Origin of the sequence: Pseudomonas sp. AL03 (genome assembly GCF_029960815.1) — a bacterium.
In the GTDB taxonomy this organism is placed as follows: Bacteria; Pseudomonadota; Gammaproteobacteria; order Pseudomonadales; family Pseudomonadaceae; genus Aquipseudomonas.
Window position 1 is genome coordinate 12,092 of the sequence record NZ_JASBRE010000001.1, and the last position, 13,869, is coordinate 25,960.

The window sequence follows — 13,869 nt, forward strand, 5'->3', positions numbered from 1 at the left end:
CCGGACATGAAAATCGCTTTTATCGGTCTCGGCAACATGGGCGCGCCGATGGCGCGCAACCTGATCAAGGCTGGCCACTCACTGCGGCTGGTTGACCTGAACAAAACCGTTCTGGCAGAGCTGGAGCAACTGGGCGGCAGCATCAGCGCTTCGGCACGTGAAGCCGCTCAAGGCGCAGAGCTGGTGATCACCATGCTGCCAGCCGCTGTGCATGTGCGCAGCGTGTGGCTGGGTGAAGACGGCGTGCTGGCGGGAATCGCCAAGGGCGTGCCGGCAGTCGATTGCAGCACCATCGATCCGCAGACGGCGCGTGATGTTGCGGCGGCGGCAGCCAAGCAAGGCGTGGCCATGGCCGATGCGCCGGTCTCTGGCGGTACCGGCGGTGCAGCGGCCGGGACCCTGACCTTTATGGTCGGCGCCACCCCTGAATTGTTCGCCACCCTGCAACCGGTGCTGGCGCAGATGGGCCGCAACATCGTCCATTGCGGCGAAGTCGGCACCGGGCAAATTGCCAAGATCTGCAACAACCTGCTCCTGGCGATCTCCATGGTCGGTGTCAGTGAAGCCATGGCGCTGGGCGATGCTCTCGGCATCGACACAACGGTGCTGGCGGGAATCATCAACAGTTCCACCGGGCGTTGCTGGAGTTCGGAGATGTACAACCCGTGGCCGGGAATCGTCGAAACAGCGCCGGCCTCGCGTGGCTATGCCGGTGGTTTTGGTGCCGAACTGATGCTCAAGGATCTGGGGCTGGCCACTGAAGCGGCACGTCAGGCGCACCAACCGGTGGTACTCGGCGCGGTGGCCCAGCAGTTGTATCAAGCGATGAGCCAGCGTGGGGAAGGTGGCAAGGACTTCTCGGCGATCATCAACAGCTATCGCAAACCCCAATAAGGGGTTTTTCCGGGAACCCGCGTCGGGCGGGTTCCCGGTTTTTTGCATCAGGCAAACACGAAATACTTGCGCACGGTCTCAACCACTTCCCACGTGCCTTTCATCCCCGGCTCAATGACGAAAATATCACCGGCACGCAGATGGATCGGCTCTTTTCCTTCTGGGGTGATGATGCAATATCCCTCGCGGAAATCGCAGTATTCCCACTTCACGTATTCCACATACCACTTGCCCGGCGTGCAGATCCAGGTGCCCATGATCTTGCTGCCGTCTTCGCTGGTGTAGGCATTGAGGTTGACGGTGTGAGGGTCGCCTTCGAGTTTTTCCCATTTGCAGGCGTCGAGTACCGGCAGTGGGTGGGTGTCACGAAGAACGGTAATAGGTGCGGTCATGTGGACTCCGGGCAGTGGGCTCAAGAACTGAAGTCGCACCCTATAGCGCCCCGCACTCGGTCAGTTGTCTGTGCTCGACACTCAGTTACCCAGAAGCGCTGTGCCGGTTTGCCCGGATCGGCTTGTAAATCCTCAAGACGCATTATTTAACGGCTGCGCTGATATAGAACAAGGGTTATGAAGTTATAACTATTTTACTTGTGCGGTTTCTATTATTTGTGCGTTTGTGCTGTGAGTCAGAAGTTTATACTTCCGCCCCTCTCTATTTAGCCAGCAATACAGTGCGCACCCCCACCATACGCAACCTTTGTTAAGTAAATAAGTCGATTGGCGCGAGGCTTCGCACCAATCGAGTGCGGCGCGCAGGCTTGTTCGAACGCCTTTCTCAAGTTGTTAAAAAACTTTAAATAGTTCGTTGACTCTCCCCTTAAGGGCAGAGTTTAGATTTCCGCCGCGTGAGAAGTTTCTGTGGGAATAGTTACTTCTCACATGCGGAATTTATGAAGCAATCACCACGTATAGGGAGATCGAGATGAACAATCCATTGGAGTTGGAAAACGTCATTGCCAGCACCCGCGAGATCCTCGCGCAATTGTTGGTGATGAGCGCCGAAGATATCGATGAGAACAGCAGTATTGTCGAGGATCTCAGCGCCGATTCGCTGGACATCGTCGACCTCAGCTTTCAGCTGGGTCGTCAGTATGGCTGCACTTTGCCCAAAACCAGCGTGCTGGATCACGCCATCGCTGTCTGCGGCGACGCCAGCGAGTTCCTGGCCAGCGGTCGCATCACCGAGAACGGCAAGGCCTTGCTTGAACAAAGCCTGAGCGCCTACTCCCCGGATCAACTCAAGGCCGGTATGCAACCGGCGCAGGTATTTGCCGCCACCACCGTGCGCAACTGGGCGCAACAGTGCCGCAATCTCTTCAACTATCTGCCGCAAAGCTGCCCCGATTGCGGCGCTCATCAAGCCGTGCTGAACGAACGTATGCAAGTGGTCTGTGGCGCTTGCAGTGCGCGGCTGGTGCCGGCCGACGGCGATGAGGTTTCACGCCGACTGGTGGAGCAATTTGTGGCCGCTCACGCCCAAGAGACGGCGTAGGAGTTCTCATGCGGACACGAGAAGTCTATGTGACCGGATTCGGTCTGGTGGCGCCTATGGCGCTGGACGCCGCCACGTTGTTCAAGCGGATCTGCCAGAAGCAGTCCTGTGTTCGCGAACATCCACGGTTCAAGGCGTTGGGGTTCAACAACAGCGCTGCCGGGTTTATCGACGACGGCCAGTGGCAGCAGATCGCCGCCGGTTTCGGCGGCAATGCCGCGCTGCATCCGCGACAAAGTGTGTTGGCCGAATTTGTCGCCCGACAAGCCTTGCAGCACGCCGGCCTGACCCCGGTAGCCTTTGCTCACAGCCGCAGCGGATTGTTCCTTGGGGCCAACAAGTACTGCGTGGACAGTCACGATCTGCATCGGGCCAGTCGCTGCATGGATGAGGCGGGGCGTGTCGATCTGGATCAACTGCTGGATAACCCGGCGGCGTCTAGCGCGGTCTTCGGGCGCCGGGTCGATCAGCAGACCCTGCACCTGGCCGAGACGCTCGGTATCCGCGATCACATTTCGACCCATTCCGATGCCTGCGCCGCCGGCACAATGGCGATCGGCAGCGCCTACCGGGCGATCGAACGCGGCGAAATCGACCTGGCCATTTGCGGTGCCGTCGAACTGATGGCCAACGAGTTGCCGTATTACATGTTCAACAGCCTCGGCGCGCTGTGCCAGGCTGACCTGCCGGCAAGCGAGCAGAGCCGGCCGTTCATGCCGGACCGCAGCGGCTTCGTGATCAGCGAGGGCGCGGCCATGGTCATTCTCGAATCCGCCGAGCATGCGCAGCGTCGCAAAGCTACGTCATTGGGGCGAGTGTTGGGTTACGCGAATGTGTGCGAGGCACAAAAAATGACCTCCAGCAGCCGGGATGGCAGCAAATACGAGGAGTGCATGGACGCCGCAATCGAGGATGCCGGACTGCTCAGCAGCGCCGTGCAACACGTCAACACCCACGGCACGTCCACCCAAGCCAACGACAGCTGTGAGGCCTTGGCTTTGCAGCGGGTGTTCGGCGAGTGCCAGGATCATGTGACGTTCACCGCCAACAAATCGGCCATTGGTCATTCCCTGGCGGGCAGCGGCGCGATTGAAGCGGTGCTGTCGCTGATCAGCTTGCGGGACGGCGTGCTGTTGCCGACCTTGAACTACGATCACGACCGCGCCGAATACCCCTCGCTGAAATTTCTCAGCGAGCCGATGCGCCAGTCAATCAACGTGGTGATGTCTAACTCGTTCGGTTTCGGCGGCGTCAACAGCTCGCTGGTTCTGGGGAGGGCATGACATGAGCATTGCCGTTTACATCCATTCGGCGGCCGTATTGAACGCTGCCGGCAGCGAATGTGCCGACCTGCTCGGAACGCCACCCTCGCCGCAAGCGCTGGCATTTGACGCAACGCGACGGGCGTATCCACTGCCAACGCCGTGCCTGGCCAGCGATCTGTTCGACCGCAAGATCCGGCGCAGCGTCGAACCACAAGGCTTGCGCCTGTTGCATTGCGTGGCGCGCCTGGCGCCCGCGCTGGCGGCCCTGCAACTGCCGCCGGCACGGATTGCCCTGACCGCGGCCATTCCGGAAGTCGATGCGCCAAGCCCTTGCTGGGACGCGGTGCAAGCGATCGGCGAGCAACCGGAAAAGCTCCTGGCGCAACTGTTGGCCAACACACCGCCGCTGCATGCCCTGACGCTGCTCAACAGCAGCGTGATGGCCTACGTGGCCGAAGCGTTGCAATGCCATGGGCCGATGGGCGGGTTCTGTTCCCAGGACAACGCCGGGCTCGATGCTCTGATTGAAGCCTGTCAGCAGATTGTCGAGCAACGCGCCGACGCCGCGCTGGTGGTCAGCAGCAGTCCGAACCTGACGCCGGCCCTGTATCTGCGTGAACCCCATCAGGCAGGCGAGGCGATGTATGGCGAGGGTGCCGCCGCGCTGCTGCTCGGCTCGGCCCCTTCGCGCACCACCCCGCACGCCTTGCGCATCGCCGGGTTCGCTCGGGGTTACAGCGCTGATCCGCAACGTGGCGCAGCGGTTGCCCGGCGGGTGATCGACCAGGCGCTGAGCCTGGAAAAACTGTGCCTCGGTGACGTCGAGCAGATCGTCGCAAATCCCGAGGATGCGCAATTGATGAGCCTGTTCGCCGAACACCCAAGGGACGTTCGCAGCACCCGTGCCATGACCGGCGATCTTGGCGCCAGCGCCTTGTTGACCGAGATCGCGCTGGCCTTGCACCACAACCACAACGCTTCGGCGACACCGGGCTACACGCTGTTTGTCAGCCATAGCCGCGCCGGTCATTGGGGCGCCTTGCTGCTGGCCAGTGAAACCATGGAGAAGCACGCATGAGTGCAACACGGATTGTGATCACCGGCATGGGCGCCGTTACCGGATTCGGTTTCGAATGGCAGACCCTCTGGGAGAAAATGCTCGGCGCCGAACATTGTGTACGTCCATGGCAGCCCGAGGGGGTGGAAGACGGCACGTTCCCGGTGCGCTACGCCGCGGCTGTGGATATGACCCTGTTGCCCGAGGCCTTGAAGGACCATCCGGCCTGGACCGTTGCGCTGGAAAAACGCAGCCGCTTTGGCTGGGTGGCTGCCACCCAAGCGGTGACCGACAGTGGACTCGCGCCTGAGCAGCTGAGTGAAGCCGCCGTACTCTGCGCCTCGGGAGCGCCCCAACACATGTTGACCGACATGCTGTTGACCCAGGCACAGGATGGCCACGCCCCGGGCTGGCAACACCTGATGCCCCGTGCCGGGCAGGTCAATGCCGAGGGTTCGCTGCGTCAGAGCAATGATCGACTGGCGCGGGTGATTGCCGATGGACTGGGCTGTGAAGGGCCTGTGATCAATATCAGCAGCGCGTGCGCCGGAGCGTCCCAGGCCATCGGCAATGCCTTCCAGATGATTCGTCGCGGTGAAGTGAACGTGGCGATTGCCGGTGGCGCCGATTCGGTGCTGAACCTCGACACCATGGCCGCGCTGTACCTGCTCGGCGCGGCATCGAGCGAACAGCGCTGGGGCGTCGATCTGTGCCGGCCGTTCGACCGTGATCGCAGTGGCCTGATTGCCGGCGAGGGAGGTGGTTTCGTGGTGCTGGAAAGCCTTGAACATGCGTTGGCGCGAGGTGCGACGCCCTATGCCGAAGTGCTCGGCTTCGGCAGCAGCCTGGACGCCTACAAAGTCACCGCCCCGCAACCCGAAGGCCGGGGCGCGGCGCTGGCGATGCAAGCCGCGCTGGACGACGCTGGCCTGCGTGCGCAACAGATCGATCTGATCAATGCCCACGGCACTTCGACGCCGCTCAATGACGTCGCCGAAACCCTGGCGATCAAAAGTGTGTTCGCCGAGCACAAGCACTATCGGTCCCTGGCCATCAGCGCCAACAAGTCGCAGTTCGGGCACTTGATTGCCGCCGCCGGCGCACCCGAATGCATGGTCACGGCTCTGGCGTGTCTGAACGATCTAGTCACGCCGACCGTGAACCTGCATGACGTCGATGAGCAGTGCGACCTGGACTATTGCGCCGGGCAAGCGGTCAGCCGCCGAGTGGATTTTGCCTTGAGCAACTCCTTCGGTTTTGGTGGCCTCAACACCTCGCTGGTCCTTGGCAAATATCGGGAGCACGGACAATGAATAGCGCTACTGTGCGTGTTGCGATCGCCGGCAGCGGTTGCGTATTACCCAGCGGCTGGGGCGTGCAACGCTTCTGGTCGGCGGCCAGTGAAGCCCGCAGCGGCATCGCCTTGCTGCAGTCGAAATTGTTTCACAGTGAGCGCGTGACGGCCTTCGGGCATGTCAGTGATGAAGACCATCAAACCAGTCGCCAGGACGTAGCCCAGAATCTCCAGCGCTACTGCCCGCCGGCAGTGATCTGGGGGGTCAGCGCGGTGCGTCAGGCCCTGGCCGAAGCCGGGCTTGAACCGGGCAATGACGACCTGCGTTATGGCCTCTATTGCTGCCAGGGCGGTTACACCCATCCGTCGTTGGCGGCCTATGGCGAGTTGCTCCACGAGTGCCGCGATGAGTCCGGCGCCGACATGCGGCGCCTCGCTCAACGGGTATTACAGGAGCGCGCGCTCGACCCGTTCCTGGTGCTCAAAAGCCTGAGCAACGGCTTGCTCGGGATTGTCAGCCTGGCGCTGAAACTGGAGTGCGAGTGCAACGCTTACATGCAAGGCGTGGCCGGCAATCTGGCGGCATTGCGCGCGGCGTGCGCGGCGTTGCAAAGCGGTCGTATCGATGCGGCGATTGTGGTCGGCGCCGGCAGTGAACTCGATCCGTTGGCACTGGCCGCACTGGCCGAGGCCGGCGTGATCAGCACCGACGGTTCCCAAACCTTGCGTGCATTCGATCGCCAAGGCACGGGAGGGATTGCCGGTGAAGGGGCGGCGGCGTTGATTTTGCGCCGGGCCGACGATCTACCGGATGGAACGCAGACCTGCCTGTCGTCACTGTTTGCCCATCCTCACCTGGGGTCGTTGAACCTGCCGGACCAGCAGGTTGATCTGCTGGTCAGCAGCGCAAGCGGCGATCCGTACAAGGACGCCGACCTGGCCCGCACGCTGGCCCGCGCCGGTGCCGCGCACATCACCAGTAGCGTGCCGGTGACCGGCATTCTCAGCGGTGCGCCGAGCCTGGTCGACCTGATCCTGGCCCGCCATGCACTGCATGCCCAGCGTGTGCCGCCGATCATCGGATTACAGCAGTCGGTGGACCCGCACCTGCCGTTTGTGGTCGGTGAGGGACGGGACGCGGTGCTGCACGACTGCCTGATCATCAACCGCGATGACAATGGTTTCAGCGCCTGTTACCAGCTCGATTATCAGGCGGCCGGCTAACCGTTTGAACGCATTGAATCGCTTCTATTTTTCTAATCAAGGGATATGGCTGTCATGGATTACCGCGACTACGTACGACCGAAATTCGTTGACCTGATGCAGGCCCTCGGCCTGGAGTGCCAGTTTCACCGGGCGTTGGGCAGCAAGCTGTTTTACCGCGACCAACAGGGCTGCGATGTGACCGTCACCGACTTTCTCGGCGGTTATGGCGCTGCGCTGTTTGGCCACAATGACCCGCAGTTCGTCGATCAACTCTGCGGCCTGTTGCGCGCCGATGTGCCATTCAATGCACAGATGTCCGTGCGTGGCGCGGCCGGTCTGCTGGGACGCGAACTCAGCGAGGCGTTCAACCGTGAGCTGAACAACAGCGAGCGTTACATTTCGACCTTCTCCAACAGTGGCGCCGAGTCGGTGGAAATCGCCGTCAAGCATGCCGAATACCGCCGTCAGAAAACCTTGCAGAAGCAGTTCGACGAACGGGATTTCGCCCTCGCCAACCTGACCGCCAGCGACAAGGCCTATGTCGAGCTGGACATCGACGACCTCGACCTGCCTGCCGGGTTGCTGCCGGAAAATCTGTCTTACGTGACCGTGCGCCAAGTGGTGGAAGCGGTGCGTCAACACAACCTCGCGCAGCTGCATGTCGAGCCGGTGTTCGTCGCCCTGCGCGGCAGCTTCCACGGCAAACTGGTGAACACCGTGCAGCTGACTTACGGCAAACAGTACCGCCAGCCGTTCGCCCGTTTTGGTCTCAACGTCGAGTTCATCGACCCGCTGCAGCCCCAGCAACTGCGGGACTTGCCGGCCCGTCACACGCGGCATTGGCTGGGCCTGGAGTGGCGCGGCGAGACCCTGCAGGTGCGCCGTGAAGCCTTTAGTGCAATCACTGCGGTGTTGCTGGAGCCGATCCAGGGTGAGGGCGGTATCAACGAGTTCGCCAGCGAGTTCTACCTGGGCCTGCGTCGCCTGTGCAACGAGCAGCAATGCCCACTGATCATTGACGAAGTGCAATCGGGTTTCGGCCGCACCGGCACCTTGCTCGGCGCCAGCCATTTCAACTTGCAGGGCGATTATTACTGCCTGTCCAAAGCGTTGGGCGGTGGCCTGATGAAAATTGCCGCGACAGTCATTCGCGCCAGTCACTACGAAAACGACTTCAGCTACATCCACAGTTCGACCTTTGCCGAAGACGATGCGTCGTGCCATATCGCCCTGTCGGCATTGCGCCGCTTGTTCGAGAACGACAACGCGATGCTCAAGGACGTGAACAAAAAAGGCGAATACCTCAAGTCGTCGTTGCTCGAACTCAAAGCCGCGTACCCGGACGTGATTGCCGATGTGCGTGGTCGCGGATTGTTGCTGGGGTTCGAACTGCACGACCTGACCGGCACCAGTTCGCTGGTCCAGGCGTCGGCGCAGTACAACGATGCGCTGGGTTACATCATCGCCGGCTACCTGCTGCAATTCGAATCGCTGCGGGTCGCGCCGTCGGGCAGCAACGCCAACGTGATTCGCCTGGAACCGCCGGTGTGCATCACCTTCGAGGAAATCGACGGCTTGATTGGCTCGTTGCAAAAGGTCTGCGACATGTTGCGTCGCCGCGATGCCTTCCCGCTGGCGGCCGGGGTGTGCGCCGACAGCATCCGCGAAGTACCGGCACGCGAAGTGAGCTTCAAGGCGCTTGAAAACCTCCCAAAGCCTGACGAGAGCGTTCGCGTGGTGGCGCGCGTGGCGTTCATCAATCACCTGATCGATTCGGACATGCTTAGTGATGTCGACCCGTCGCTGTCCACCCTAAGCGCCGAACAGAAGCGCGAGTTCATCAAGCGCATGGCTCCGGAGCGGCGTGCCGCGCCGATCGGCCCGGTGCTGATTCGCTCGAAACTCGGCACCGCCGTGGAGTTCACCCTGTACCCGTTGTGCATGGACTCCGATGCCATGGCCGCGTACATCGCCAGTGGTGACCTGGACACCATCCGCGACGAAGTCGGCAATCGCATCCGTGATGCCCGGGCTGATGGCTACAGCGTGGCCGGTCTGGGTATGTACACCTCGATCGTCACCAACAACTGTCAGGCGCTGAAGATCCCCGACATGGCACTGACCTCCGGCAACGCGCTGACCATCGGCATGGGCCTGGAAGCGATCGAGCAGGGCTGCAGGCAGCAGGGCCTGGAACTGAGTCAACAGACGGCTGCGGTGGTCGGCGCGGCCGGCAACATTGCCTCGACTTACGCCTCGTTGCTGTCCACCAGTGTTGAACACCTGATCCTCATCGGTAGCGGTCGCGACGGTTCCCTGCGGCGCCTGGAGAAGACCGCCCAGCTGATTTACGCCGAGGCCGCCCGCGCGATTCTCAAGGGGGTCGCCGAGCACGATCGCCTCGCCAGCCGATTGCAGAAACTCGACGGCATCGACGCTTTGTTGCAGGCCCACGGTGCCGGCGCCGACCTCGGTCAGCGGGTGCAGCGCCTGGTCGAAGAGCGCCTGGGTGCGAATGCGTTCATCACCGTCAGCAATGACCTTGATGTGCTGAAACAGGCGCGCATCGTGCTCTGTGCAGCGAATGCTCCTCAACCGTTTCTCGGTGCCGAACACTTCGCCGAAAACAGCGTGATCTGCGACATCGCGGTGCCACTGAACGTCGATCAGAACCTCGCAAGCCAACGGACCGACGTGCTGTACATGCATGGCGGAATTGTCCAGACACCGCTGGGCGATGGCCTGATCCGCAATGTGCGCGCCTACCTCAAGCAAGGTCAGTTGTATGCCTGCATGGCGGAGTCGGTGTTGATGGGCTTGTCCGGGATGAAACAGCACTACTCCTACGGCGATATCAGCCGCGAGCAGGTGCAGCAGATTCGTGCCCTGGCCGCGACCCACGGCTTCAGCCTCGCGCAGTTCAAGACTGACAACTCACTCTAAGGAACGGTCATGCCGAATAAAGTAGCAGTGGTGACCGGTGGCAGTCGTGGCATCGGCCGAGCGATCGTCCTGGCCCTGGCCGGCGCGGGTTATCAGATTGCGTTTAGCTATGTACGCGACGAAGTGGCTGCCGCGTCCTTGCGTGACGAGGTCCAGGCATTGGGCCTCGAGTGTCTGGCGCTGCAATGCGATGTCAGCAGCGGCGACAGCATCAAGGGCTTTTTCGAACGAGTCGACCAGCATTTTCAGCGCGTCGATCTACTGGTCAACAACGCCGGCATCACCCGTGACGGGTTGCTGGCGACGATGCCGAGCCGCGACATCATCGAGGTCATCCAGACCAACCTGATCGGCACCTTGCTCTGCTGTCAGCAGGTGGTGCCGGGCATGATGCGCCAGCGCAGCGGTTGCATCATCAACATCAGCTCGGTGGCCGCACAGAAACCCGGCAAGGGTCAAAGCAACTATGCCGCGGCCAAGGGCGGCGTCGAAGCGCTGACCCGCGCCCTGGCGGTGGAGTTGGCGCCGCGCAACATTCGGGTGAATGCGGTGGCCCCGGGCATCGTCAACACCGAAATGAGCACGGCGCTGATTGGCAGTCAGGAACAGGAAATCCAGTCGCGCTTGCTGATTAAGCGTTACGCCGAACCCCATGAAATTGCCGAGGCGGTGCTGTACATCGCCGATCGTGGTTTGTACCTGACGGGTGAGGTCCTGCCGGTCAACGGCGGGTTGAAAATGCCATGAGCCGGACCATTCTGATTACCGGCGCCGCCAAGGGCATCGGCCGAGCGGTGGCGGAGAATTTTGCCACCGACGCCGGGCACCGTTTGATCCTGCTGGACCTGGATTTGCCGGAACTGCAACGCTGGGTCGACGAGCAACAAGGGCAGATCAAGGCACGGGTCGAAACCCATGCTGCGAACATTGCCGACCTGCCGGGCATGGAAGCATTCTTCAAAATGCTGGCCAAACAAGTGGATTACGTCGATGTGCTGGTCAACAGCGCCGGCATCTGCAACGAGAATGAACCGGAAGATTTACACAACTGGCACAAGGTGATTTCAGTCAACCTCAACGGTACGTTCTACGTCACCTCGTTGTGTCTGCCGTTGATGCCGGATCGCGGGCGGATCATCAACATGTCGTCGATCCTCGGCCGCGCTGGCAAGGTCCGCAACACCGCGTATTGCGCTTCCAAGCACGGCATCGTCGGCATGACCAAAGCCCTGGCGATGGACCTGGCGCCACGGCTGATTACCGTCAACGCGATTCTGCCCGCGTGGATCGATACGCCAATGTTGCGAGGTGAACTGGCGGCGCAAGCGGCCATTGCCGGGCTGACCCAGGAACAGATCCTGCGCAACGCCAAGAAGAAACTGCCGATGCGGCGCTTCATTCAAAGCGAAGAAGTCGCGGCGATGGTGCGTTACCTGGCCAGCCCCGAAGCGGGCGGGGTGACAGCCCAGAGCCTGGTGATCGACGGCGGTGTCGGGTTGGGAATGTAGCCATGCAGGGGTCACACATCAGCCGCACCACGTGGGCGGTTTTAGCGTGCATGGCCGCGCAGCCGGCGTTGGCTGAATTGACGGTCGAGGACTTCAAGCCGGATTACGCCGATGCCGAAGTCGGCGTGGCCACCGCGTTGCGCTTGCACGGTGACGACCAGGTCACCCAGAAGGCCATGTATTTCAAGGCCAACCTGGAAGACAACTGGGACGGCGGTTACTACAAGGCCAAGGGCCGGGTGCGTTACGACGCTCGCTACGACGGCAACAATCCGTACAGTGAACGGGCGCGGGACAAATACCGCGTCGACGCCGACTGGCGGCATTTGTACTGGGGCCAATCGGTGGGCGACGGCGAGGTGACCATCGGCTGGCAGCAAGTGGTCTGGGGCCGTGCCGATGAGTTGCGGGTGCTCGATCAGATCAACCCGCTGGACTATCGCGATGGCCTGACTCCGCTGCTGGAAGACAGCCGAATCGCGGTGCCCATGGTGCGATTTGCGCAACCGGTGGGCGAGTGGGAACTAGAGGCGCTGTGGGTCACCGATTTTGTCAAAAACCAGCCGCCGGTGGCGGGCAGCGAGTTCGACGCGCCGCTGTTTGCCGCACCGGATCCGCAGTACTTTCTGCTGGATTCCAAGCCCGGCTATGACGGTGACAAGGGCTTTTCGTATGGCTTGAGCGCCAACGGCCGGATCGGTTCGGTGGACACCAGTTTCGTCGCACTGAACGCCCGCCAGCAAGACCCGGTGTACGCCGTCGAAGGCTTGGCCGATGACGGTCGCACTCGGCTGGAACGCCAGTTTCCCCGTTACACCATGGGCGGCGCGGGGCTGGCGATCGACGCCGGTCACAGCATCGTGGTGCGCAGCGAAATTGCCTGGTTCGACAACTGGCGGGTGACCAATCCGACCCGTGCCTACGGCGCCGACAGCACCCCGATGGTCAAGTCGTTGCTGGGCGTCGACTACCTGCTGCGTGACTGGCTGATTTCCCTGCAATGGCAGGAGCAGCAATTGCTCGACTGGCAGGACGGCATGCTGCAAGACAAGCATGAGCACCTGTTTACCCTGTCGGCCGAGGGCACCCATTGGCAGGACCGACTCAAGAGCCGGCTGGTGGTCGCCGCCTCGCCACCGTTTCAGGACGATGCGCTGTTGCAAGGCATCTTCACCTACAAACCGGTGGACTGGATCAAGCTCGGGCTTGAAGTGGACGTGTTCTTCGGCAAGCCCGACAAACCCTTCGGCGAGTACGACAACCGCGATCAAGTGCGGCTGTCCGCCGGTTACCTGTTTTAACCCCATGACGCCTGCGTGCCCCTGGCGCATTGGCTCGACCGTACTTATTTGACGAAAAAGGAAGTTCCCATGTTGCCGCTATTCAAAAGTCTGACCGCTGCCGCATTGATCCTGAGCGGCGCTTGCGCCACCGCCGCCGACGGCCAGAATGCCGATGAAATCATCCGCCAGGTGCGGGATCGAAACGACGGTAAAAGCTTCCTGTCCCAGGTGTCGCTGATCCTCCACGACAAGAAGGGCAATACCCGGGTTCGCGAGTTCACCTACCTGCAAAAGGATTACCCGGACAGCGACAAATTCAGCATGTATTTCTCCGCCCCCACCGACGTGCGCGACGTAGCCTTTCATATCGAAAACCCCCACGAAACCCTGGGCCTGGAAGACAGCCAGTGGATGTACTTGCCGGTCAGCCGCCAGACACGGCGGATCTCCACCACCGACAAGCGTGGCTCATTCATGGGCAGCGAGTACTCCTACGCCGACCTGGACAAGATCCGGGTCAAGGATTACACCCAAACGCTGGTCGGCGAAGAGCAGGTCAAGGGCCGCGACTGCTACGTGATCGAGCGTGAGCCGGCGTCACCCGAGGTGTTGGCCAAGACCGGCTACAACAAACTGAAAGTGTGGATCGACAAGCAGAATTTCCTGGTCATGCGTCAGGACTTCTTCGACGTCAAAGGCGTGCTGATCAAGCAGATGCGTACACAGAAGGTCGACACCATCGACTCGATCGACAGCATCGTGCTGAGCGAAACCGAACACTTCATCGACGGTACGCGTTCAGAGATGCGCTTCAACCACCTGCAATACAACGTGCAACTGGAAGACCGTTTGTTCACCCAGACCGCCATCAAGCGCGGGCTGAAAACCGGCGACGTGCCGGACTTTGCCGTGTCTGCTCGCTAAG

12 protein-coding genes are annotated in these 13,869 nt (G+C 61.4%); 11 read left to right on the top strand and 1 reads right to left on the bottom strand.

From position 1 onward, the window contains the following. The first annotated feature begins 6 nt into the window (after positions 1 to 6). Positions 7 to 894, top strand: a complete 888-nt coding sequence (gene mmsB / locus QK293_RS00030) for a 3-hydroxyisobutyrate dehydrogenase (RefSeq protein WP_282374822.1) — start codon at positions 7 to 9, stop codon at positions 892 to 894. A 47-nt stretch (positions 895 to 941) separates the two neighbouring features. Here mmsB and QK293_RS00035 read toward each other — a convergent pair whose 3' ends face one another. Then, positions 942 to 1,286: a cupin domain-containing protein gene (locus tag QK293_RS00035; RefSeq protein ID WP_007946320.1), complete on the bottom strand. Its 345-nt coding sequence runs from the start codon at positions 1,284 to 1,286 to the stop codon at positions 942 to 944. 532 nt (positions 1,287 to 1,818) lie between these two features. Here QK293_RS00035 and QK293_RS00040 point away from each other — a divergent pair. The 10 genes from QK293_RS00040 to QK293_RS00085 all read left to right on the top strand — a co-directional run bounded on the left by QK293_RS00040 (position 1,819) and on the right by QK293_RS00085 (position 13,868). After that, positions 1,819 to 2,388: an acyl carrier protein gene (locus QK293_RS00040; RefSeq protein WP_282374824.1), complete on the top strand. Its 570-nt coding sequence runs from the start codon at positions 1,819 to 1,821 to the stop codon at positions 2,386 to 2,388. 8 nt (positions 2,389 to 2,396) lie between these two features. Continuing rightward, a complete protein-coding gene (locus QK293_RS00045) occupies positions 2,397 to 3,671 on the top strand; it encodes a beta-ketoacyl-[acyl-carrier-protein] synthase family protein (RefSeq protein ID WP_282374825.1) in 1,275 nt (424 codons plus the stop codon). Between the two features lies 1 nt (position 3,672). Continuing rightward, positions 3,673 to 4,731, top strand: a complete 1,059-nt coding sequence (locus tag QK293_RS00050) for a beta-ketoacyl synthase (protein WP_282374826.1) — start codon at positions 3,673 to 3,675, stop codon at positions 4,729 to 4,731. Next, entirely contained in the window at positions 4,728 to 6,023 is a 1,296-nt protein-coding gene (locus tag QK293_RS00055; protein WP_282374828.1) for a beta-ketoacyl-[acyl-carrier-protein] synthase family protein, read from the top strand. The genes QK293_RS00050 and QK293_RS00055 overlap by 4 nt, the downstream gene beginning before the upstream one ends. Next, positions 6,020 to 7,228: a beta-ketoacyl synthase N-terminal-like domain-containing protein gene (locus tag QK293_RS00060; protein ID WP_282374829.1), complete on the top strand. Its 1,209-nt coding sequence runs from the start codon at positions 6,020 to 6,022 to the stop codon at positions 7,226 to 7,228. Before QK293_RS00055 ends, QK293_RS00060 begins: the two co-directional genes overlap by 4 nt. 54 nt (positions 7,229 to 7,282) lie before the next feature. Next, positions 7,283 to 10,153, top strand: coding sequence for an aminotransferase class III-fold pyridoxal phosphate-dependent enzyme (locus QK293_RS00065; RefSeq protein WP_282374831.1), 2,871 nt, complete (start codon positions 7,283 to 7,285; stop codon positions 10,151 to 10,153). A 9-nt stretch (positions 10,154 to 10,162) separates the two neighbouring features. Further along, positions 10,163 to 10,900: a 3-oxoacyl-ACP reductase family protein gene (locus QK293_RS00070; RefSeq protein ID WP_282374832.1), complete on the top strand. Its 738-nt coding sequence runs from the start codon at positions 10,163 to 10,165 to the stop codon at positions 10,898 to 10,900. Further along, complete coding sequence (locus QK293_RS00075; protein ID WP_282374833.1) at positions 10,897 to 11,661, top strand: SDR family NAD(P)-dependent oxidoreductase; 765 nt, start codon at positions 10,897 to 10,899, stop codon at positions 11,659 to 11,661. Before QK293_RS00070 ends, QK293_RS00075 begins: the two co-directional genes overlap by 4 nt. A 50-nt stretch (positions 11,662 to 11,711) precedes the next feature. After that, entirely contained in the window at positions 11,712 to 12,962 is a 1,251-nt protein-coding gene (locus QK293_RS00080) for a DUF1302 family protein (RefSeq protein ID WP_282375320.1), read from the top strand. A 69-nt stretch (positions 12,963 to 13,031) separates the two neighbouring features. Next, complete coding sequence (locus QK293_RS00085; protein WP_282374834.1) at positions 13,032 to 13,868, top strand: outer membrane lipoprotein-sorting protein; 837 nt, start codon at positions 13,032 to 13,034, stop codon at positions 13,866 to 13,868. Position 13,869: the final 1 nt, after the last annotated feature.